The 21,692-nt window shown below is 66.7% G+C and carries 18 protein-coding genes and 1 pseudogene; 5 read left to right on the forward strand and 14 right to left on the reverse strand.

Features of this window, described 5'->3' with window-relative positions; translation table 11 throughout:
• Window positions 1-2: 2 nt before the first annotated feature.
• The 3 genes from A4U64_RS22490 to A4U64_RS22500 form a co-directional block, all read right to left on the reverse strand.
• A complete protein-coding gene (locus A4U64_RS22490; protein ID WP_231772094.1) occupies window positions 3-1,157 on the reverse strand; it encodes an acyl-CoA dehydrogenase family protein in 1,155 nt (384 codons plus the stop codon).
• A gap of 239 nt (window positions 1,158-1,396) precedes the next feature.
• Window positions 1,397-2,137 carry an SDR family NAD(P)-dependent oxidoreductase gene (locus A4U64_RS22495; protein WP_065923143.1) on the reverse strand — a complete coding sequence of 247 codons (741 nt, stop codon included), beginning with the start codon at window positions 2,135-2,137 and terminating at the stop codon, window positions 1,397-1,399.
• Between the two features lie 861 nt (window positions 2,138-2,998).
• Entirely contained in the window at window positions 2,999-3,862 is an 864-nt protein-coding gene (locus A4U64_RS22500) for an acyl-CoA thioesterase (RefSeq protein ID WP_050034447.1), read from the reverse strand.
• Between the two features lie 590 nt (window positions 3,863-4,452).
• Between A4U64_RS22500 and A4U64_RS22505 the strand changes: the two genes are divergently transcribed.
• Both A4U64_RS22505 and A4U64_RS28915 read left to right on the forward strand, forming a co-directional pair.
• Window positions 4,453-5,586, forward strand: a complete 1,134-nt coding sequence (locus tag A4U64_RS22505) for a thiolase family protein (RefSeq protein ID WP_050034446.1) — start codon at window positions 4,453-4,455, stop codon at window positions 5,584-5,586.
• A gap of 772 nt (window positions 5,587-6,358) precedes the next feature.
• Window positions 6,359-6,640 carry a hypothetical protein gene (locus A4U64_RS28915; RefSeq protein WP_231772095.1) on the forward strand — a complete coding sequence of 94 codons (282 nt, stop codon included), beginning with the start codon at window positions 6,359-6,361 and terminating at the stop codon, window positions 6,638-6,640.
• 359 nt (window positions 6,641-6,999) lie between these two features.
• Here A4U64_RS28915 and A4U64_RS29250 read toward each other — a convergent pair.
• The 6 genes and pseudogenes from A4U64_RS29250 to A4U64_RS22530 all read right to left on the reverse strand — a co-directional run.
• Window positions 7,000-7,743: pseudogene (locus tag A4U64_RS29250) on the reverse strand (enoyl-CoA hydratase/isomerase family protein); the annotation flags it as partial.
• Complete coding sequence (locus A4U64_RS22515) at window positions 7,709-9,070, reverse strand: MFS transporter (RefSeq protein ID WP_231772096.1); 1,362 nt, start codon at window positions 9,068-9,070, stop codon at window positions 7,709-7,711. The pseudogene A4U64_RS29250 and the gene A4U64_RS22515, both read right to left, overlap by 35 nt.
• A gap of 1,022 nt (window positions 9,071-10,092) precedes the next feature.
• Window positions 10,093-10,263, reverse strand: coding sequence for a hypothetical protein (locus A4U64_RS28310; protein ID WP_157127596.1), 171 nt, complete (start codon window positions 10,261-10,263; stop codon window positions 10,093-10,095).
• A gap of 84 nt (window positions 10,264-10,347) precedes the next feature.
• Window positions 10,348-10,542 carry a hypothetical protein gene (locus A4U64_RS22520; protein WP_050034441.1) on the reverse strand — a complete coding sequence of 65 codons (195 nt, stop codon included), beginning with the start codon at window positions 10,540-10,542 and terminating at the stop codon, window positions 10,348-10,350.
• Between the two features lie 63 nt (window positions 10,543-10,605).
• Window positions 10,606-12,408, reverse strand: coding sequence for an AMP-dependent synthetase/ligase (locus A4U64_RS22525; protein WP_306430607.1), 1,803 nt, complete (start codon window positions 12,406-12,408; stop codon window positions 10,606-10,608).
• Between the two features lie 31 nt (window positions 12,409-12,439).
• Window positions 12,440-13,204: an SDR family NAD(P)-dependent oxidoreductase gene (locus A4U64_RS22530; RefSeq protein WP_050034440.1), complete on the reverse strand. Its 765-nt coding sequence runs from the start codon at window positions 13,202-13,204 to the stop codon at window positions 12,440-12,442.
• A gap of 194 nt (window positions 13,205-13,398) precedes the next feature.
• On the opposite strand from A4U64_RS22530, the gene A4U64_RS22535 reads away from it, so the two are divergent.
• From A4U64_RS22535 to A4U64_RS22545, 3 genes are read left to right on the forward strand one after another with little or no spacing between them, the layout of a single operon-like run.
• On the forward strand, window positions 13,399-14,631 hold the full coding sequence (locus A4U64_RS22535; protein WP_065923144.1) for a cytochrome P450: 1,233 nt from the start codon (window positions 13,399-13,401) through the stop codon (window positions 14,629-14,631).
• Between the two features lie 17 nt (window positions 14,632-14,648).
• Window positions 14,649-14,843: a ferredoxin gene (locus A4U64_RS22540; protein ID WP_050034438.1), complete on the forward strand. Its 195-nt coding sequence runs from the start codon at window positions 14,649-14,651 to the stop codon at window positions 14,841-14,843.
• Complete coding sequence (locus A4U64_RS22545; protein WP_065923145.1) at window positions 14,840-16,012, forward strand: NAD(P)/FAD-dependent oxidoreductase; 1,173 nt, start codon at window positions 14,840-14,842, stop codon at window positions 16,010-16,012. The genes A4U64_RS22540 and A4U64_RS22545 overlap by 4 nt, the downstream gene beginning before the upstream one ends.
• A 556-nt stretch (window positions 16,013-16,568) precedes the next feature.
• Here A4U64_RS22545 and A4U64_RS22550 read toward each other — a convergent pair.
• The 5 genes from A4U64_RS22550 to A4U64_RS22570 all read right to left on the reverse strand — a co-directional run bounded on the left by A4U64_RS22550 (window position 16,569) and on the right by A4U64_RS22570 (window position 21,687).
• Entirely contained in the window at window positions 16,569-16,925 is a 357-nt protein-coding gene (locus A4U64_RS22550; RefSeq protein ID WP_144414992.1) for an acyl-CoA thioesterase, read from the reverse strand.
• Between the two features lie 88 nt (window positions 16,926-17,013).
• Entirely contained in the window at window positions 17,014-18,168 is a 1,155-nt protein-coding gene (locus tag A4U64_RS22555; RefSeq protein WP_050034436.1) for a CaiB/BaiF CoA transferase family protein, read from the reverse strand.
• 4 nt (window positions 18,169-18,172) lie between these two features.
• Window positions 18,173-18,961: an enoyl-CoA hydratase/isomerase family protein gene (locus A4U64_RS22560; protein WP_050034435.1), complete on the reverse strand. Its 789-nt coding sequence runs from the start codon at window positions 18,959-18,961 to the stop codon at window positions 18,173-18,175.
• 16 nt (window positions 18,962-18,977) lie between these two features.
• Window positions 18,978-20,135, reverse strand: a complete 1,158-nt coding sequence (locus A4U64_RS22565; protein WP_050034434.1) for an acyl-CoA dehydrogenase family protein — start codon at window positions 20,133-20,135, stop codon at window positions 18,978-18,980.
• A 25-nt stretch (window positions 20,136-20,160) separates the two neighbouring features.
• Entirely contained in the window at window positions 20,161-21,687 is a 1,527-nt protein-coding gene (locus A4U64_RS22570; RefSeq protein WP_050034433.1) for an acyl-CoA synthetase, read from the reverse strand.
• Window positions 21,688-21,692: the final 5 nt, after the last annotated feature.

Consider the following 21,692-nt stretch of genomic DNA (forward strand, 5'->3'; position numbering starts at 1 on the left):
GTTCAGTCAAGCTCGCCCATGATCACGTGCCCACGAAGAAGGTTCCGTGCGATCGTCTTGCGCTGGATCTCGTCGGTGCCGTCGTAGATCCGGGCCAGACGCAGTTCCCGGTACCACCGCTCGATCGGCAACTCGCGGGTGTAGCCCATGCCGCCGTGAATTTGCAGAATGCGGTCGACGACCTCGTTTGCAATGGTGGCTCCGTAGAGCTTGGCCTGTGAATTGGCATGCCGTGCATCCCCGCCCTGATCGCCGACCCACGCTGCACGCAGCGTCAGCAGCCGGGCCGCATCGACCTCCACCGCCGAATCGGCGAGCATCCACTGGATCGCCTGCCGCTCACCGATCGGCTTTCCGAAGGTCTGCCTTGTGTTGGCGTAGTCCACACCCATCTGGATCAGCCGATCGCAGGCGCCGATCGCCCGCGCCGGTACTCCCCATCGGGCCTTTCCGATCCACTCCATCGCCAGAGCGAATCCGAAACCCGGTTGCCCGAGGACATTTTTGGCAGGGACGCGGACATCCTCGAACACCAGGGAGGCCGGACCCCACTGGCCCATAGTGTGAATGGGCTCGGACTTCCATCCCATGTCCCGGTCGACCAGGAAGCAGGTGATGCCGCCGTTTGCACCGCGGTCCCGGTCGGTGACCGCGAAGACCATCGCGAAATCGGCCTCGTTGCCCTGCGTGATAAACACCTTCTCACCATTGATCACCCAGTCGTCGCCGTCCCGGCGAGCTGATGTGCGGATCGCCGTCGCATCGGATCCCGCTCCCGGTTCCGTAAGCGCGAAGCACGAGATCCGATCGCCTTCGATGGTGGGAAGCAGGTACCGCGCACGCTGATCGTCGTTGCATCCGTACAGAATGTTGTCGGCGCTGCCGCCGAACCTGAATCGGATGAAGCTGCGCCCCAGTTCCATCTCGATCACCGCTGCCATCACCGCGCTCAGGCCCATGCCGCCGAGCTCCTCCGGTGTCTGCACGCCCCAGAATCCGGCTTCTCGGGCCTTGAGCTGCAGGGACCGGATGGTGTCGGGCTCGACACCGACCTGGCCTGCGCGTTCGTTGCGTAGTGCTTGCTCCTCCAGCGGCTTGATCTCACGGTCGACGAAGGTGCGAACCCACATCTGGATGTCGCGCTCTTCGACTGTCAACGAAAAGTCCATACTTCGTTCTCCAATGATCGGTGGTGTTTCGGGGAATGCGGTGGCGCGGCGATCCGATCTCCAACCGGTCCGGCGGCGGGCCGACCGCCGACGCTCGAGAGCGCCGAGAGCTTACTGCCCTATGAATCAGACCTCGGACAGTCGAGACGAGCAAGACTGTCTCGGTGATGTGACGGATAGGCTGGGCCGATCGATGTGATCGGGAGCGCTTTCCACGTCCCGCCCTGTCACAGCGGCCTACGCGCGAGGCTGAATGTCTGGCCGGTCGGCCCCTCGACGGGCCGGCCAGCGAGCCAGACAATCAATTCGGCCACCTCGTCCGGGTGCTTCACCCGCTCCGTCTTGGACAACGCAGGAACCTCGCCAAGGCGAAAATCGTCCCGGGTCAAATCAGTCGCGACCGGCCCCGGTACGATCTCGTTGACGTCGACGCCGTGGCGCCACACCTCCTTGGCCAGGACCCGCACCAGATGTGCGACCCCTGCTTTTGCAGCGGCGTACGCCGATCCACCGGCACCGGCGACGTGACCGGTACCCGATCCGATGACGATGATCTTGCCCATTCCTTGAGCGGCCATCTGCGGTAGTGCAGCCTGTGCGCAATGGAAGACACTGGTGAGGTTCAGGGCGATGGTCCGTTCCCAGTCGTCCGGTGCGCTGTCGACCAGCCGGCCCGAGGTCAGGCCACCGCCCGCGTTGCAGAGCAGCACGTGCAGGCCACCGAATTCGTCGACGGTACGGGCAACCATCGCGGCCACCTGGTCGGCAACAGTGACGTCGGCCGATATCGCGATCGCGCGACCGCCCTCGTTCCGAATCGCTCGGGCCACGGATTCGACCTGGTCGGCCGTGCGGGCAGCCACGGCAACGGCGGCACCGGCACGTGCCAACGAGAGCGCACCGGCGCGCCCAATACCTCGGCCCCCACCGGTCACCAGGCAGGTAAGTCCCTCCAACGACGGTGTCATCGATGTGCGTCCTTCCTCGACGTCGGCGCGGGGAATCCGCGCCGAGGTCGATGCAACCGTCTTCGGGGGTGGCTGTCCAAGAGCGGATTTCGACACAACCCATAGGAAATACCCATCGGTCCCGACCATCGGGCGGAGGTGAATCGGCGATGTGATCCGGACGCGCTGCTGCTGTTGTCTCGATCGAGAGGCGAGGTGAGGAGGCGGACCAAGAGGGCGTGGCCGGCTCACCACCTCACGGGATCGTTTTTCGCCTCCAGCCTTTCCGTGACATACCTCGCATGTTCGGCACGCGCAGGACGTACCGCCGACATTGCACCCTCGTAATCGGATCGCCGCAGATGCACACCGTGGTGCCGGTCGGTGATACGTGCGCCGCAAAGCGTCACAGCCGCAAGCGAACTGCTAGGGGACGTCACCATGTCACGCGCGACTGGCACTTCTGCGCAAGAGGACCGGCCGGGATCACGATGTGCATGCGCCCGAATTCCCTCCACCAGACGGTGCCCTCAGCGGGCGACCTGAGTGCGTTGGTTTCGGAGATGTCCGTGTCCGTCTCGGCGCGGCGAGGGTGGCAGATATCCCGACATACCGGGAAACACCGTTCAAATATGGCGTAGCATCCGCGATCGTCGAGGTTCAATCGTGGTGGTCGCCGCACCGGTCACCCATATGATCCCGGCGAGCGGTGCAGGTCGCTTCCACTGCCGGATGTATTTGCTTGGGCGTATCGACATTCGCACTTGCGGTCGTGGCAATACTCTCGGACCGCGCACACGCCGTCGGAACCGCCGAACCGACACACTGCCCCCGGGTCCGCAGCGGGGCGGGAAGCCGTCACGTCTGCCGAACTGGACTCGCTCAGCCCGGCCCGGCGGGAACCGGTGTCGATTCACGTAGCGAGCGGAGGACCACCTCCTGTGTGGTTGTTGCGATCAATTCTCCCCGTCGGCTCCAGATTTCGCCGAAGGTATGTCCGCGCCCGTCCCCGGAGACCCGACTGCGCTGGGTGTAGAGCATCCACCGGTCGGCGTGACACTGCTGGTGAAACCAGATCGAGTGATCGAGCGACGTGGTGAAGACGGTCGACGGGTCCTGCGCGGTCGACGGGGAATGGCCGACTACCGCTGTCCGGGCGAGCGCCAGGTCCGACAAGAAGGTGAGCGCGCAATCGTGGCGGGCGGGAGAAGCGGGCAGATGCCCCGCGAAACGGATCCACAACGAGCGACGGGACTCGCCGGGTTCGCCCCCCTGATGGGGTTTCGCACGAACGGGTCGTATCTCGACGGCCCGTCCGACCGGTGAAGTCCTGTCCAGGTTTGCCCATGTTCGATCCCACTCGCCTCCGAGCTCTTCGAGCAGCTCCGGCGCGGGCACGTCCGGCATCACCGTGTGCCGGGACGAATCGCTCTCGGGAACTTTGAACGATGCGGTCATCGTGAAGATGGCACCCGACCCCTGCCAGGCAGTGACCGCACGAAGATCGTAGGAGTTCCCGTCCTTGAGTCGCTGCACGACGTATCGGACCTCACGGTCCGGGCAGCCACGGCTCGGGAAGTAGCCGTGCAGAGAGTGCACCGACCGGTCCTCCCGGATCGTGCGCTGCACCGCAGCCAATGCCTGTGCAGCGATGTGCCCACCGAATGCCCGACCGGGCGAACCCTCACAGCACAGGCCGCGAAACTCGTCTGGACCGACCATGTCCACGTCCAACAACTCGGGCATCTCGTTCCTTCACTTCACACCCCACAGGGTTCGGGATGACGGTCCTCATCACTTCGTCCGGCGGTTTCTACGGATGCGCTCAGGACCGACTGTCATGCCGGTCACGGCGCGAGTCGACCACATTCGTCGAGGAGGGCATGTGACCGCCGGACATCCGAGCAACAACTCGCTTCCCACCTAAACCAGTTCCGCGAGCGAAGTCCAATAGCGAATACGGAACTGCTCAATCGTAAGTCGCTATCTTCCCCATAGTTCGTCGCGACGGGGGAAAACGCGGCATCGAACTGATTGTCACGATCGACGAGTGGGGCGTCTCGCTCACTGCCTCGGCGCCGGAGCTGGGTGAGGACACGGAGGCAGTGCTCTGCGCGCCGGGTCGGGCTGCGAAGTTCGAGACTCTCATCTCCTCCGGTGTCATTCACCAGCGAGCAACCGCCCGAACAGAAGTCGCTACCCGATCTGCATCGATTCGTCGCGATGGTCATTCATAGGTGGATCGAATCGCCGTGTTCGCATTCGCCTCTTTGTGCCCGATGCGCTGCCCTGATTGATTCGAGGGTGCATCGAACCGAGGACACCAGGAGCACATCATGCGAGATGCAGTCATAGTCGACGCGGTACGAACCCCGGTCGGCAAGCGCAATGGATCACTGGCCGGGATCCATCCCGCAGACCTGTCGGCCCACGTATTGACCGCTCTGGCGGCGCGGACTGGTATCGATCCCGCGGTCGTCGACGACGTTGTGTGGGGTTGTGTCGGCCAGATCGGAGACCAGGCGAACAACATCGGCCGGAGCGGCGTCCTCGCGGCGGGCTGGCCCGAGTCGGTTCCGGCCACCACGGTAGACCGGCAGTGTGGTTCGAGCCAGCAGGCGCTGCACTTCGCCGCCGCCGGGGTGATCGCCGGCCACTATGACGTTGCCGTTGCCGGCGGTGTGGAGTCGATGTCTCGGGTCCCGATGGGTTCCAGCCGCCAATCCGGACAACCGTTCGGGCAGACTGTTCTGGACCGATTCGGGGTCGAGACCTTCAACCAGGGAGTCGGCGCCGAAATGATCGCCGCGAAGTGGGGGCTCACCCGTCGCCAGCTCGATCACTTCGCGGTGATGTCACATGAGAAGGCGGCCGCGGCAGTCGATTCAGAAGCACTGGTGGGCCAGATCGCCCCTCTTCCCGGTGTGTTGGACATGGACGAGGGTATTCGCCGGGGCACCACTGTCGACAAGCTCGCCGAACTGAAAACCTCGTTCAAGAAGGACGGCGTCATCCACGCCGGCAACGCCTCCCAAATCTCCGACGGTGCCGGAGCACTGCTGGTCACTACCAGCGAAAAGGCACACCAACTCGGTCTGACCCCGATCGCACGAGTCCATACCGCCGTGATGGCAGGCGACGATCCGGTAATGATGCTGACGGGGCCCATCCCGGCAACCGCAAAGGCGCTCGAACGATCCGGCCTCTCGATCGCCGATATCGGCGCATTCGAGGTCAACGAGGCGTTTGCCTCGGTTCCGCTCGCATGGCTCGGCGAGACCGGAGCCGACCCGACCCTGGTGAATCCGCTGGGCGGCGCGATTGCGGTCGGGCACCCACTCGGCGGTTCCGGCGCGATCCTGGCGACCCGGCTGGTGCATCACATGCGAGACCGAAAGATCCGGTACGGCCTGCAGACGATGTGCGAGGGCGGCGGCATGGCCAACGCCACGATTCTCGAGCTGCTCTGACAACCTACTTCTGTCGAAGATCCGTCGGGGTACAGATCAGGGGTGAAGCCACAGACGAAAGAGGATGACCAGCAGCACCGGCCTCCCGTGGCGGTGTACTCGGTGGGCGAGCAGCCGGACACCCGCTTCTCGCTCGCCAATGAATGCACCGCACGAGCCTGCGTCCGAACAGTCCGACCCCGGTCGCCGGTGAGGCCACCCCGATGACCACCCTGACGGGTCTGTCACAGACCACGATCTATCTCGGGACAAGGTCGCGTTCGTCGCCTGCGGTACCGGCAGCGTACTCGCGGTGGCAGCCGTGCGGTCATGGCGGCGCCAAGAACGAGCCCTCCACTCGACCAGCCCCTACCCCTCCCCCGGGCTCGCCGGCGGCGTCTGTGCTCTGGCCGTCGAACTGGTCGCATTCGACGTAGCCGCTCCACGTGCCGATGTGACACTCGCGGGAGGAAGGGGGCAGGCAGTGCGACGCACTCCACGCGGTGGCATCGACGTCACGCCCCACACAGCACGATGGCGGTCATCAGCGAGACGCTTCGAGCCCTCGAGTCAGGTGAACGGACCCCGCAGTGACCTGCGGCCTCGATCGACTTGTCGTGCTGGTCGACGAGGACGGTGGTGATCGTCGCTCGTGACGGCATCGGCACGTTGTGGCCCGACCAGCGGTTCGCGAGGTTGGTGTCGGGAAGGTTCGGGGTCCCGCTTGCGCGTCGGCCCGCGCGCACTCGGCCTGGATGGCCACGTTCGTGGCAACCGAGAAAAGAATGTCGCCGTGAGTGAGCTTCACGCCCTGGGGTGCACCGGTGGTTCGAGAAGGGAAGATCAGTGCGAGCAGGCCGTCGCGGGACACCGAACGCCAGACGCGGTCGAAGTCGAAATCCGGGACGTCACGCGACTCGAGGTCGTCGAGGCCGACGGTCCCGTCTGCGTAGCTGTCGACACAGACGACGGTACGGACCCCGGTGTCCGCGGCCCCCATACGAATCTTGTCGAGAGATTGCTTCTCGTACAACACAACCCGCTTGTCGATGCTGTCGACGAGGTAGGCGGCTGATCGGCGGTAAGGTGTTGTAGAACGAGGCCCAGCCGTTCGGCTCGTGGCGGGTACGGCGATCCAGGGGGAGCGGCAATTCGGCCGCGTGTCGTGGTGCGCTGAGCCGCTCCCTGCGGTGGCGTTCGACTCGCGACCGGGGAAACAACTCGCCTACCCGGCGGTGTTTTCCGCAGCCGAAGCGCTCCTTTTCGGTGGTGAACACGTCGTCGAGCACCAGATCGGCAGTATCGCGCAGGATCTGGTTGAGCACGGCCTTGCCCTGCACCGCCTTCACCGGGCCGACGGCAGATCATTCCGTGAGCGCGTGCGGCCTGGTCGAGCAGATGCTCGCGCTCGACGACACGGTTCATCAGGCCGATCCGCTCCGACTCCGACGCGGTGACCTTGTCGCCGGTCATCAGGGACTTTTTCGGGCGGGTCATCCCGACCAGCCATGACCAGGTAATAGCACCGTCGTCGCCGGCGGTGACGGTGACGGTCACGTGCGGATCGGAGATGATCGCCGTGCTCGAGATGAGCATGATGTCGCACAGCAGCGCGATGGTGGCGCCGAGATCGACTGCAGGCGTTGACCGGCGAGATGATGGCCTGGGGCGATGCGAGGATGTCCATAGTGATCTTCCGGGCTTCCTGGAAGAGCGCGTCGAGCACTGGGCCGGCTTCCGGCTGCTCGCCCCAGGGTTTCCCGCCGTGGCGAATGCCTTGCCCTGACCGGTCAGCACGACGGCTCGTATCGTGTCGTCCTTCCGGATCTGGGCAGATTTCCGGGCGAGCTCCTCATGCATCGGACGGCGGATCGCGTTGTACAATTCGGGGCGGCTGAACTCGACCGCCAGCACGTGCCCGCCACGGTGAAATGTCAGGGCCGGCAGTCCGAGTAGTGCTTGTTCTCCCCCGTGTATGCCCCTCTTCCAGGAAGATGTGCCGGCCGGACAAATCGGCCCACCGTTCGAGTGTGTGCAGACTTGACTGCACTTCAGGCACGCAACAGGTCCTAGCGTGAGCCACAGTCGGACACGGTAGTAGTTGACTTTCTCCGTCATCGACACGACAGGACCGCAGGCGCACTCAGCGCGGTCCGATCTGCCCCGCCGATGCCGCATCGTCCGCGCGCACAGCCGACAATTCCTGCGCCTCGACGAAACACGCAACGTTGCGTTCGGGGTTGATGAGCGCAGCGGCGATCAGCGCTCCGCCCACCAGGACGACACCGAAGGCGGCGAACCCGAGCTGGTAACCATGGAGCGGGTTCGAAGCGTCGTTCACCAGGTTGCCCAGCAGCAAAGGCGCGATCACGCCACCCATGCTGTAGCAGGTGATCATCACGCCCATGACGGTGCCGCGCTGTTTGACCGGGACGACGTCCGAGACCAGCGTCCAGGCGATACCCTGGGCGCCGACCACCAGGGACGCTCCGACCGCGAGCAGGACAATTTGCAGCACACCGCGATCCAGGAGAGGCCATGCGATGGTGCTCAAACCGCCTAGTGCCACCAGCGCGCAGGGCAGCAGTCCCCTAGCAGCGCGGACGCTTGCCCCTCGCCGGGTCATGGCGCGGGACACTGCCGCGAAGACGATCATCAAGATCGCGCCGCAGAGGTACGGCAGGGACACCAGCCAGCCGGTGGCGACCTTGTCGTAACCCAGCCCCTGACGCAACGCCAACGGCAGCCAGCTGATCTTGAGCGCCACGCTGCAGTAGGTGGCAAAGAAGAGCAGGGTAATGCCGACGATGGTGCCGGACGTCAACAGGCGACGGTAGGGGACCCGCTCCGGAAGCATCGGAAACGACGACACCGCGTGCCCTGTGACCTCGGGGCCGTCGCGACCGACAATCAACCAGCCGACCACCCACACCAGGCCCACGATCGCCATGGCGGCGAAGGCCGCATGCCACGAGTAGTGGATGACGAGTGCGGTGATGATCGGTGCGGCGACGAGCGGACCGACCGATGTTCCCGACGCGACAATGGATGTGGGCAGAGCCCGCTTCTCGGCCCGGAACCAGCTATGCGTCACTCCGAAGGCCAGGGCGGCCGTCGGGCCCTCCGCGAAACCGAGGATCATGCGCGTGATCAGCAGCACGGTGAAACTGGTGCTCCACACCATCGGGAGAAGGCACAGCGCCCATATCAGTGCAACGCCGGCGAGAAGCCACCGGCCTGGAATTCGACCGATCAGCATGCCGCCGACGATGGCGCCGATTGCAAAGAACCAGAAGAAGCCGCTCTGCACGAGACCGAACTGGCTCGGGGTGATGCCCAGGTCGTCGATAAGGTCCACGCCGACGAGGCCGAGCACGGCCTTGTCGGCGAAGTTGATGAGCATGAACACGAAGAGCATCGCCGCGGTGACCCAGGCCTGACGCCTGGTCGGCGAACGGTGTGGCCCGGCCGAAACCGTTGCCGAAAATGTGTGATCGACAGCCATGGGTGGCCTTTCTCTACGTCGTTGAGTCTCGCGGAGGTGATCGACGATCGGCTCACCGCTCGGAATCCGGCCCGGCCCGGCCCGGCTGCGAGAAGCACATCACAGACCCCGCTATAGAGTGAAGTGAACCACTTTCGACACCGTCGCACAAGCCCCCCGGTCACTATCAGCGATTAACTTTAAGGCCGATTACCCTGCATACGAACCCAGGCACTCCGAATATTGAGTCACAATCGAGGGGCGGCGTACGGTGCATGTGCCGGGAACGCTGCGGATCGAGCAGACCGGCCTGCCGCCCGTCCGGGCAACCGACAACCGATCGAGGCGACGGGGACGATCGATCCCTCGCGACTCACGCATCCGCCGCCCGAACGCCCAGGTGCACAGTGGACATCCGGCGCAATCGACGTCAAACACCCCATGCCACACCCGCAGTTCGACGTCGAGTAGCGAGCCTCCGCGGACCGCGGCATTGTCGACGAGGGCCCAGGCGCGCCAACACCTCACCGATCTGATCGACGACCCGCTCGACGCTGTGTTCTGCGTTCTGCGAACCTGGCCGGTATGGACACCCGAGACATTCAGGATGAGATCAAGGTTGCGGTGCCGGCAACGATCACCAGGCCGATGACCGCAGACCGAAAGACGGTCGTGGGTACGCGCCGTGCCGCTTCCAGCCCGACGGCATTGCCGACTGGAGCAGCAATGACACCCAGTGGTACGAGTGCCCACACCATGTCCTGCGGACATCACCCTCGACAGAGGGATGCCGGCGTAAAAGTGCTAGCCACAACGACATACTCCACAAGATCGGCAATGAAGGTCAGTGGGGCCTCGGCTCGCTACATCGAAAAGGAGTACCGGCGGCAGCCCGCCGAGCGAGGTCTTGGCCGCCATGAAACCGCCCAGATCCCGGTGACTGCATGTGTCGCGTGTCGGTCCCCCCGAGTCGGTGCGATCCGGAATCGCCAACCGGATTCCGCACAACAGACCGTCACCCCGGCGACCGGTTCGAGCAGGCGCTAGGGCAGATGAGCGCCCCACACGCTCCCCGACCACGCCCCCAGGATCCTGCCCGCGCATAGCGGGCGCACCCGACACCAGTTCATGTGCTCACGCATGCGGATCGCCTCGGCAATCCACGGGATGAGCCCGGCGGCGAGTTCGGCCACCGAGACCACGGTGACGTCCATGCTTTCAGCCCCCACGCCCCGCCGGGCCCATCGAGGGTGCTGTGGTCGCGACGATGGCGCGCGCCGAGACCATCCATCTCGTGCTCACAGTTCAGGTCGCCAACGCGCGACGCCCGACCAAACATCCTTGTGGCCCATGAGAGTCGCGCCACCGCCGTCGACGATCAGGGTCTGGACACCGCCGTTGGCGAGGATGCCGGCGATTCCTTCCGGAGCCGGGTCACGAACGGTTTCGACCAGTGCGGCACGGCCGACCGGCGTCCCGAGGTCGGCGGTCACCTGGACACCGCCGAGATCGACGCCGATTACACGCACTCATGCGCAGGAACATTCCCGGTCAGGTCAGGCATAGAGCGCGGCGATTTCGGCGGCGTACTTCTCGTGCACGAGCTTGCGACGCACCTTCGTGGTGGCGGTGAGCTCGTCACTGTTGACATCCCAGTACGACGGCAGCACCGTGTGCGCACGCACCTGCTCCACCCGCGAGAGCCGCTCGTTGCCGCGCGCGATACCTTCGGCCACCTCCCGCACCACGCGCGGGTCCTGGGACAGCGTCTCGGCGCGGAGGTCGGTGATGCCGTGGGCGGCCGCGAACGCCGCGGCCTGCTCGCGGTCGAGGACGACGAGCGCCGCGACGTGCGGCCGCCCGTCACCGACGGCGACGACCGAGCCGGCGAGGGGGCAGGCGAGACGGACTGCGTTCTCGATGTTCGCCGGTGCGAGGTTCTTGCCCGACGAGTTGATGATCATGTCCTTCTTGCGGTCGACGATCCGGACGTAGCCGTCCTCATCCACGGTGGCGATGTCGCCGGTGTGGAGCCAGCCCTCCGAGTCGACGGCCTCCGCCGTCTTCGCGGGGTCGTTGCGGTAGCCGCGCATCACGCCCGGGCTGCGGAGCAGCAGCTCACCGTCGTCGGCGAGCCTCACCTCGACTCCGTTACGCGCCTGGCCCACGGTGCCCACCCGGATCCGGTGGGGGTGGTTGGCGATGCCCGAGGCAGCGCTCTCGGTGAGCCCGTAGACCTCGCAGACCGGCACGCCGAGCGCCAAGAAGAACTCCAGCGTCTCCGGCGCGATCGGCGCACCGCCCGAGGTCGCGTAGTACAGACCGTCCAAGCCGAACCGACGCCGCCAGGCGTGCAGGACCGCCGCGTCCACTGTGGCGTGCTGGGTGGCGAGCGTTTCGGGAACCGGGTCGCCGGCAAGTTCTCTGCGCACCTTCTCCAGCCCGACGGCGAGGGCTTGCTCGATCGCGGCCCGCTCGGCGGGCGGCTCGGCGGCAATTGCGTTCTCGATCAGCGCCTCGAGCTTGTACCAGATCATCGGCACGCCCATGAAGGTCGACGGGTGGACCTCCTGGAATGCCGTCAGCACCGACCGGCCGTCGACCACGTCGGTCACCGTGGCTCCGGTCACCATCGGCAGGTAGTGCGCGGCGAATCTGTTGGCGAGGTTGGCGTCGGGTAGGTACGACAGCACCCGTTCTTCCGCATCGCGCGTCGTGAACTCCGCCTGCTGTCGCGCCCTGACCGACGAAGAGTAGAGCAGGTTGGCGTGGGTGATTTCGACACCCTTGGGTTCACCGGTCGTGCCCGAAGTGTAGATCAGGGCGACCAGGTCGTCGCGCCCGACCGCGCGCCACGACGCGTCGAAGTCGAAGTCCGGGTCACCGAGCGCGACGAGCGCGTCCAGGGAGAGCTGGTCGTCGGCGGCATCGTCGATGCAGACCACGCGGGTGTCCGGGTGCTGCAGTGCGGCTGTGCGGATGACCTCACCGAACCGCGCCTCGCAGATCACCACCCGGCTGCCGGCACTACCGAGCAGCGACGACACCTGGTCGGCGGTGAACGTGTTGTAGATCGAGTACGACGTCGCGCCGAGGTGCATCACCGCGGTGTCGACGATGTGGAACTCCGGTCGGTTCGTCAGCATGATCGCAACCGTGTCGCCGGGTCGGACGCCTAGTCCCGCCAGGCCGGCGGCGATGCGGCGAACTCGGTGGTCGTACTCGCGCCAGGTGAAGGTTCGACCGTCCTCCCAGGCACGGAGCGCGACCTGGTCGGGGCGCGCGGCGACGGTGGACTGGAACACGTGGCACAGGCTCTGAGCTTCGGCGACCTGCTGCATCGTCAGATGGGTGGGCACGTTGGCCTTCCTGGGGTTCGGGGAGCGGGACTCAGCGGACATCCGGCGGCCAGAGCTGTAGCACCTGGCCCGACATGTGCGTGGTGGCGGGAGAGAGGAGGTAGCGCACGGCCGCTGCGACTTCGTCCGGCGTCCCGAGGCGGTCCGCGATTTCCTTCTCGCGCTCCGGCTGCTCGCTGAGGCGCACGCGCAGCCTGCCGGTCGAGATCAGGCCCGGCGCCACGCAATTGACGCGGATGCCCTCGGGTGTCAGCTCGTTGGCGAGGTAGCGGGTGTAGTGCATGACGGCCGCCTTGGTGATCCCGTAGTGGGCGTAGCCGCCCTGCGGGTTGGCGACCACGCCGGTGAGTGAACCCATGGTCACGATCGCCGGATTGGTCGCCTGCCGCAGGGCCGGGAGGGCGGCCTGCACGGTCGTGATCGTGCCGTGCAGGTTGCGGCGCAGTACGTCGTCCAACGCGCTCAGATCGATGGTGGCGGCCGTGTTGTCGGCGAAGCCGCCGCTGCCGCCGCCTGCATTGCAGACCAACGCATCGAGCCGCGACCAGTCCTGGTGGATCCGAGCGCCCAGCTCTTGCATGGCCTCGACGTCGGTGGTGCTGGCCTCGACGGCGATGGTCGGCACGCCGATCTCGCGCAGCTCGTCGACAACCGAGCCGGCGGCCTCGTCGAACTCACGGTAGCCGTCGAAGTCGGTGTCGACGACAGCGATGGCGTACCCCTCACGGGCGAGGGAGACGGCGATCTGCCGGCCGATGCCGCGAGCTGCGCCGGTGACCAGGGCTGTGGGGTGCACAGATACCTCCTTGAGTCGAACGATTATTCACTTCTAGATGCCCGCGAGAGCTCTGTCAAGAGCCCAGCCGGCACAGCATGTAATTGACTGTTTGGGTGCAGATCTTGACCTTACGCAGAATAGGTGGATAATACCAGGAGTAAGTGAATACAACTTAGAGTATTCCATCTCTCCCTTCCGCTTCTGGAGGTCGCATGCTGCACACCGCCGATGTCCCCCTGTACCCCATGCCGCGTGACACCGCACGATGCCCGTTCGACCCGGCGGGCGACCTAGCCGAGATTCAGCAGGAAGAGGGTTTGCGCCGGGTGCGGATCTGGGACGGCAGTGAGCCCTGGCTGGTGACCCGGCACACCGACATCCGCGCGGTGATGGCGAGTCCACTGGTCAGCGCGGACACCGACAATCCGGCATACCCGCACAGCTCAGCCGCGATCAAGGCGCGCCGGGCGCGGGCGAAAACCTTCTTCACCGAGGACGGCCCGGCCCACGACGAGCCGCGCCGCGCGCTGGCCCGGGACTTCACCGCCAAGCGCATGCAGAGCATGCGGGACGTCGTCCAGGCCGTCACCGACCGGTGCATCGACGAGATGCTCGCCGGCCCCAAGCCTGTCGATCTCGTCGAGTCGCTCGCCCTGCCGGTGCCGTCGGTCATGATCTGCGAGCTGCTGGGCGTTCCCTACTCCGAGCACGACCGCTTCCAGGAGCTCACCAAGGTATTCACCGCGGCAACCTCCACACCCGCGGACACCGTGGCAGCGGCCGAGGAGATGCTCGCGATGATCGGAAACGTCATCGACGCCAAGATCGAGAAACCGACTGACGACACTCTGAGCCGCCTCGTCGTCGAACAGCTCAACCCCGGTCTCATGACCCGCGAAGAGGTTGCCCGGATGGGCTTGCTGCTCCTGACCGCCGGCCATGAGACCTCCGCCAACATGATCGCCCTCGGCACCGCCGCACTACTGACCAACCCGGAGCAGGCCGCGCTGATCCGTGACGCCGACGACCCGGCGGTGGCCGCAGGTGCGGTCGAGGAGCTGCTGCGTTACCTCACGATCGTCCACAGCGGTGCCCGGCGCGTGGCCATCGGCGACTTCGAGGTTGCGGGCACGCAGATCCGCGCCGGCGACGGCCTGATCCTCGACTTTCCCTCCGCCAACCGCGACAAGGCCGCCTTCGCCAGCGAGGGCCACGCCGAACCCGACGTCCTCGACATCACCCGGCCCGCACGGCACCACCTCGCGTTCAGCTTCGGGGTCCACCAGTGCCTGGGGCAGCAGCTGGCCAGGGTCGAGCTGCAGGTCGTCTACTCGACTCTCCTCAAGCGGATCCCCACTCTCGCTCTGGCGGAGCCGGTGACGGAACTCCAATACAAGACCGACATGTCCATCTACGGCTTGCATCGCCTGCCTGTGACCTGGTGACCGAAAGGACAGACCTGATGAGGATCCACATCGACGAGGACAAGTGCGTCGGCGGCGGGCAATGCGTGCTTGCCGCGCCCGAGGTGTTCGACCAGCGGGACGAGGACGGCATCGTCATCCTGCTCGAAGACTCACCCCCGGCCGACCTCGCCCCCCAAGTGCACGAGGCCGCGCTGCTCTGCCCGGCCCTCGCGATCGTGGTCGAGGAATGAGCCTCGACCAGGTCGTGGTCGTCGGTGTCTCGGCCGCGGGTCTGACCGCGGCCGAGACACTGCGCCGCGAGGGGTACACCGCCAGACTGGTCCTGGTCGACGGAGACCAGCGGCCCCCGTACGACCGACCGCCACTGTCGAAGCAGCTGCTTCGCGGAGAGTGGGAAGAGGAGAAACTCACCCTGCGCCCGCCCGCCGCGCTCGAAGGGCTCGACGCCGAATGGCGGCTGGGAGTACGGGCCGAGCGGCTCGACCTCGCGGCGGGCCGGCTCGCGCTCGCGGACGGTTCCGACATCGCCTTCGACGGACTGGTCGTCGCGACGGGCGTGCGTCCCCGGGCCCTGCCCTTCGCAGTCGGCCGCCCCGGGGTGCACATGCTCCGCACGATCGAGGACGCCCTCGCGCTGCGTCGGGAGGTTGTACCCGGCGCAGCCGTCGTCGTCGTCGGCGCAGGCTTCCTCGGCACGGAAGCAGCCTCGGTGGCCGCCGAACTCGGCTGCCGGGTCACCGTCATCGACCCGCTGGAGCTGCCGCTGCAGCGCCAACTCGGTCCGCGGATCGGCCAGCGGGTCGCGCGACTGCACCGTGACCACGGTGTGCAGCTGCTCTGTGGACGCGGCGTCGCCGATGTCCGGGAGACCGACGGCCGGGTGAGCGGCGTCGTCCTGGACGACGGCGCGGAGGTCGCCGCAGACGTACTGCTCGTCGCGATCGGCGCCGAGCCGGTCACCGACTGGCTGCGCGGCAGCGGACTCACCATCGACGACGGAGTCCAGTGCGACGAATTCTGCCAGGCCGCACCGGGGGTCGTCGCCGCCGGTGATGTCGCCTCGTGGCTTCACCCGACGCTCGGACGGCTTCGTCTCGAGCACCGGATGAACGCCACCGAGCAGGGCATGGCGGCCGCGAGGACCCTGCTGGGGAAGCGGACACCGTTCGCACCGGTGCCATACTTCTGGAGCGACCAGTACGACGTGCGGATCCAGGTTTACGGCCGCCCCACGGCCGCGGACTTCACCGCCGTCGAGGGCTCGCTCGACGAGGGACCCTTTGCCGCCGTGCAACGCGACGCGTCCGGGCGTACCACCGCTGTCGCCGGATGGAACATGCCGCGCCAGCTACGCGCGCTGCGCCAGGAACTCGTCGAGCAGCAGGCTGTCCGGTGCTGACTGCGGCCCCGGAGGCGCGCTGCTGACGAAAACCACGGCAGCAACACCCTTCTCATCGGCCCACGTGTCGAGGTAGCGAGTTCGGGCGGATCCGTCGACGACCGTGCACAAAGTCATACACCCTTGGCCGTCGACCACGTCACAGGCGTGGTCGACGGTCACGGCGTAGCTCCTGCCTCGCAGCAATGAACATGCCGGCCGTATCGCGGTCCTACTGCTCCGACAGCAGTTCCTCGGTGAAACGGTGCAGGCAACCGGCGACTGTCCGGGGCTTCGCCCGGAACCCCGGTGCTGAGAGCGTCCGCGATACGAGTCACCAGACGACAACGCAACTCTTCCCCGACACCCTCGCCGAATTCAGTGAGCACCCATAGAGCCGCTCGCCGGTCGGAAGGGTCCGGTTCACGACCTACGAGGTCTCCGGTACCCGAGGTTTGCTTGATCGCTCACGCGAGTACCGGAGACCACACTCATTTCAATTGTCACCACACGCCGACAAGACTCCATCTTCGCTGCGGCGCCATTCTCGAAACACTCCCCAGGCCAACGGCGGTCGCTACTGGGGAATGACGCTACCTGTGAATTGTCCGCCGATTTCACACGGGATCGGCCACGGTTTGCCGGTCTCCAGGTCGACGAGCACGATGACCGCCTCGGCGGTCACCGCCGGCTCGGCGTCGGCCGAGGTGCGGATCGCGCTACCGAGGCGGAAGGACGTCGTGCCGACCGCGGACACCCACACGTCGACGAGGAACGGCTCGGCTTGGTACCAGAGTTCGTCGCGGTACTCGATGTCCTGCCGGCGCACCAGGTGCTGAATGTGGCTCGGCACCAGGTCGAGCAGCCCGCCTGGGGCGTGCGGCGTCACCGGGTGTCCGAGGAACGTGTGCCGCGCCTCTTCGATGATCCGCATCGACGCGACGTTGTCGACATGGCCGGTCGAACCCAGATCGTCGTACCGGACTGCGACGGGGACGGACGTCCCCCGTACCGCGGTGAGCTCAGGCGACGACACCGGCGGCCCGCAGTTCGTCGATCCGCTCCGGTAGGACACCCGCGGCCACAAGCACCGCGTCGGTGTCGGCACCGAGGACCGGGGCAGCGATCGGGCGCGGCAACGGCGTGCCGGAGAACCGCGGCGTCGGCGCCGGCTCGATGGTCCCTCCAGGACCTACGAGGAAGGTCTGGCGCGCCTGATTGTGCGGGTGGTGGGGCGCCTCGACCAGGTCGAGGACGGGCGAGAAGCTTGCGCCGCGACCAGCGAACAGCTGCGCCCACGTGTCGCGCTCGCGCTGGGCGAACAGGGCGGCGAGGGTCTTGCGCATCCGCGGCCACTCGGCACTGTCCTGCCGGTCGGCGAAGGTCGGGTCCTCGGCGAGGCCGAGGACGTCGAGCAACGCGGCGTAGGAGCGCTCGTCCCCGATGCCGAGGGCGACGTGGCGGTCGTCGACACAGCGGTAGACGCCGTAGCAGGGGCTGCCGCCGTCGATGCCGTTGGTACCGCGCTCGACGTTCCACCGGCCCGCGTTCCAGAAGTCGTACACCATCGCCATCATCGTGGCGCTGCCGTCGCACATGGCGGCGTCGACGACCTGGCCGCAGCCGCCGGCGCGGGCGTTCATCACGGCGCCGAGCACGCCGAGCGCCAGGAACATCCCACCACCCATGTCGCCGACCAGGTTGAGCGGCGGCAACGGCTCCTCGTGGGTCCCGATCGCCTCGAGCACGCCGGTGAGCGCGATGAAGTTGATGTCGTGACCGGGCTCCTGGGCCAGCGGTCCGTCCTGCCCCCAGCCTGTCATGCGGCCGTAGACGAGCGCGGGGTTGCAGGCGAACAGGTTGTCCGGCCCGAGACCCAGCCGCTCGGCCACCCCGGGGCGAAAGCCCTCGATGACCGCATCGACGCCGCGGGCGAGATCCAGCACGAGTCCGGCGCCGCGCCGGTCCTTGAGGTCGACCGTGATCGAACGCCGATTACGGTGCAGCACCGGGAACGGGTTGTTCCGGCCGGCCTCGCCGGGACGGTCGACGCGGATCACCTCGGCCCCCATGTCGCCGAGCAGCATGCCGGCGAAGGGCGCGGGACCGATGCCGCCCAGTTCGAGGACCCGGACGCCGGTGAGCGGGCCGCGGGAGGCGGCGGGATCGCAGTTCATCGGCTCAGCTCGCGAACTTCGGAGCGCGCTTCTCGACGAACGCCAGCCGTGCCTCCTCGGCGTCCGGAGACGCCAGGCAGGTCGCGAACTGCTCCGCCTCGAGCGGCAGGTAGTCGCCGAGCGACATGGTCGCGGCGGCCTTGAGGTTCCGCCGTACGGCGGTCAGCCCGCGCGGCGACTTCGCGGCGATCTGGGCGGCGATCTCGCGCACCCGTGCCGAAAGGTGTTCAGGCGGGAGCACTTCGTTGGCCAGTCCCCACTCGACGATCTCCGCGCCGCGGATCTTCGGCGACAGCAGCAGCAGCTCGGCGGCCTTGGCGGAGCCGAGCAGCCGGGAGAGCTGCCACGGCCCGCCGAGGTCGCCGCCGAAGGCGACGTTGACGAAGGCCGTGCTCATCACGGTCGTGGTCGCGACGTACCGCAGGTCGGCGTTGAGGGCGAGCGACATACCCGCGCCGGCGCAGCCGCCTTTGACCTCCGCGATCACGGGAGTGTTCATGTCGTGTAGCTGGGTGATCAGGCGGGTATAGCGCATCAGGCCGGCCCGGCCGAAGAGGTGATCTCCTGGGGGGTACGGCGCCGGGTCGGTGTCGGAGTTGTCACGACCCACGCAGAAGTGGTCCCCAGCGCTGGTGAGCACGACGACCCGGACGGACGGGTCCACCTCGGAGCGCTCGAGGGCGTCGAGCAGCCCGTCGGCCATCTCGATGGTGAAGGAATTGCGGCGCTCGGGACGGTTCATCGCGATAGTGGCGATGCCGCCCTCGATCGTGAACAGAACGGTGTCGGTCATGGGTTTCCCTCCGGGCCTAGAGGCCCATGTCCTTCGCGATGATGGTCTTCATGACCTCGGTGGATCCGCCGTAGATGCGGTTGACCCGCAGGTCGGTGAACATACGGGCGATGGCGTACTCCCGCATGTAGCCGTAACCGCCGTGAAGCTGGAGACACTTGTCGACCACCCGACCGGCCATCTCCGTGGTCTGCAGCTTGATGCGTGCCGCATCGGCAGGGGTGAGCTCGTGCGCGTCCTCGAGTTCGATGCCGCGGTCGACCAACGCCTGGCTCGTCTCGACCTCGACGTCGCACTCGGCGAGCACGAACTTGGTGTTCTGGAAGGCCGCCACCGGCTTGCCGAACACCTTGCGTTCCTGGACGTAGGCGCGCGTCATCTCCACGGCGGCGCGCGCGCGAGACACGGCGTCGACCCCGACGATGAGCCTCTCCCGCGGCAGGTTCTGCCCCAGGTAACTGAAGGCCATGCCCTCCTCACCGAGGAGGTTCTCGACCGGGACGTGCACGTCGGCGAACGACAGCTCGTTGGTGTCACTGGACTTGAGCCCGATCTTGTCGAGGTTGCGGCCGAACTCGAAGCCCTCGCTGTCGGTGGGCACCACGAGCAGACTCAGTCCGTTGCGGCGGTCGGTCTCGCTCGGCGCCGCGGTGCGGGCCACGACGACGCACAATTCGGAGTTGCGGGCGCCGGAGATGAACGTCTTCGCGCCATTGAGCACGTAGTGGCGCCCGTCGTCGGAGAGCCGTGCGGATGTGCGGATGCCGGCGAGATCGGAGCCTGTGCCCGGCTCGGTCATGGCGATGCACAGCAGGATGTCGCCCGACGCGATGCCCGGCAACCACCGCTGCTTCTGCTCGTCGGTGGCGAGGGTCAGCAGGTACGGCAACACCATGCCGGTGCTCAGTCCGTAGTGGCCCATGTGCACGCTCGCGCGGGCATTCTCCTCGGAAATGATCGCCTGATACTTGAAGCTCACCTCCCCCGGGCCGCCGTACACCTCGGGGATGCCGAAGCCGGTGACCCCGATCGCGCCCAGTTTGCGGAAGAAGTCCCGCGGCACGATGTGATCGTGTTCCCACTCCATGTAGTAGGGCGACAACTCGGCCGCGATGAAGTCGCGGATCATGACACGAAACGCCTCGTGGTCGGCGTCGTAGATCTTGCGTTGCACCTGAAGTTCTCCTGGGTCGTTCGGCTCAGTCGGCCGCGATGGTGGCGCGCAGCTCGCGCTTGAGGATCTTGCCGACGCCGCTCATCGGCATCTCGCCGATGATCGACATGCTGCGTGGCGCCTTGTAGCTGGCGATCCGCTCCTTGACGAAGGCCCGGACCTCCTCGATCGAGGTCGTGTGCCCAGGGCGCAGCACCAGGACGGCGTGCACCCGCTCGCCCCAGTCCGGGTCGGGGATTCCGATCACGGCGCACGAAGCGACGGCGGGATGGTCGGCGAGCACGTTCTCGACCTCGGCGGAGTACACGTTCTCGCCGCCGGTGATGATCATGTCCTTGAGCCGGTCCGCGATCCAGAGATAGCCGTCCTCGTCGAGATAGCCGCCGTCGCCGGTTTGGAACCAGCCGTCCTTGAACGCGGCGGCGGTTTCGTCGGGCTTGTTCCAGTAACCGATCATCAGGTGTCCGCCCCGGGTGACGATCTGGCCGACCGTGCCCGGCGGCACCGGGTTCCCGTCCGGGTCCACGACGTCGAGCTCGACGATCGGGGTCGCTCGTCCGACCGACCCGAGCTTGCGGCCGGCCCGGTGGTCGGGCCCGTTGAGCATGGTGAGGCACCCGGCCTCGGTCATGCCGTAGACGTGGACGAGCTGGGTCTGCGGAAGGTTCTTCATGACCAGTTCGAGCAGGCTGTCGGGGGTCCCGGAGGCGCCGTACCCGATGAACTCCAGGCTGCTGAGGTCGTACGACGCGAAGTCGGGATGCTCGCAGATCCGCTGGATCATCGTCGGCACCAGCGCACAGCCGGTGACCCGGTGCTCCTGGATCGTGCGCATCGCGTTCTCGGGCGAGAACGTCGGCACAAAGACGAGCTTGCCACCGAGCAGCTGCTGCGAGTACCACCCCAGCAGAGCCCCGATGTGGAAGAGCGGACCGGTCAGCATGGTGACGCCCCCCGCACGGACCGCCGCCCCGGACATCTGGTAGCTGAGCAGACCGGTGAGAAACGAGCGATGGGTGATCATCACGCCCTTGGCGTGGCCCGTAGTGCCGCCGGTGTAAAGGATGAACGCGAGGTCGTCGCCCGACCGGTGCGCGTCCGCAATCGGCTCGGCCCCCTCGATCAGCTCGTCGTGGACCAGCGTGCCCTGAGGCGCCTCGCCGCGGCCGACGTACACGATCGCTTCGAGGCCGGGCACCTGCTCGCGCAGCACCGGGACCATAGCGGCGAACGCCTCGTCGACGAAGACGACCTTGGTGCCCGAGTCGTTGAGCGCGTAGGTGATCTCGGTGGCGGACCAGCGCGTGTTGAGCGGGCTCGGTACCGCACCCGCCCACCAGCTCGCGAAGAACACCTCGTGGTGCCGGTCGGAGTTGAGCGCGACAATCGAGACCCGGTCGTTGTCACCGACGCCGAGTGTTCGCAGCGCGCCCGCGAGCCGGGCGACCCTCTTGGCCGACTGCGTCGAGGTGAACGCACGGTCGGCGTCGACGGTCAGAATGTCATCGCCCCAGTAGCGGACCGCGCGGTGCAGGGCGTGGGTGAGGTACATGGGGT

The organism is Rhodococcus sp. WB1, from assembly GCF_001700945.1.
Taxonomy (GTDB): domain Bacteria; phylum Actinomycetota; class Actinomycetes; order Mycobacteriales; family Mycobacteriaceae; genus Rhodococcus; species Rhodococcus aetherivorans.

Coding starts and splice junctions, on each gene's coding strand:
- A4U64_RS22550 (WP_144414992.1), bottom strand. CDS start 16,925: ATGCGGATCATCGAAGAGGCGCGGCACACGTTCCTCGGACACCCGGTG.
- A4U64_RS22500 (WP_050034447.1), bottom strand. CDS start 3,862: ATGCCCGAGTTGTTGGACGTGGACATGGTCGGTCCAGACGAGTTTCGC.
- A4U64_RS22555 (WP_050034436.1), bottom strand. CDS start 18,168: ATGAACTGCGATCCCGCCGCCTCCCGCGGCCCGCTCACCGGCGTCCGG.
- A4U64_RS22540 (WP_050034438.1), top strand. CDS start 14,649: ATGAGGATCCACATCGACGAGGACAAGTGCGTCGGCGGCGGGCAATGC.
- A4U64_RS22570 (WP_050034433.1), bottom strand. CDS start 21,687: ATGTACCTCACCCACGCCCTGCACCGCGCGGTCCGCTACTGGGGCGAT.
- A4U64_RS22560 (WP_050034435.1), bottom strand. CDS start 18,961: ATGACCGACACCGTTCTGTTCACGATCGAGGGCGGCATCGCCACTATC.
- A4U64_RS22495 (WP_065923143.1), bottom strand. CDS start 2,137: ATGACACCGTCGTTGGAGGGACTTACCTGCCTGGTGACCGGTGGGGGC.
- A4U64_RS22545 (WP_065923145.1), top strand. CDS start 14,840: ATGAGCCTCGACCAGGTCGTGGTCGTCGGTGTCTCGGCCGCGGGTCTG.
- A4U64_RS22535 (WP_065923144.1), top strand. CDS start 13,399: ATGCTGCACACCGCCGATGTCCCCCTGTACCCCATGCCGCGTGACACC.
- A4U64_RS22515 (WP_231772096.1), bottom strand. CDS start 9,070: ATGGCTGTCGATCACACATTTTCGGCAACGGTTTCGGCCGGGCCACAC.
- A4U64_RS28310 (WP_157127596.1), bottom strand. CDS start 10,263: ATGGACGTCACCGTGGTCTCGGTGGCCGAACTCGCCGCCGGGCTCATC.
- A4U64_RS22505 (WP_050034446.1), top strand. CDS start 4,453: ATGCGAGATGCAGTCATAGTCGACGCGGTACGAACCCCGGTCGGCAAG.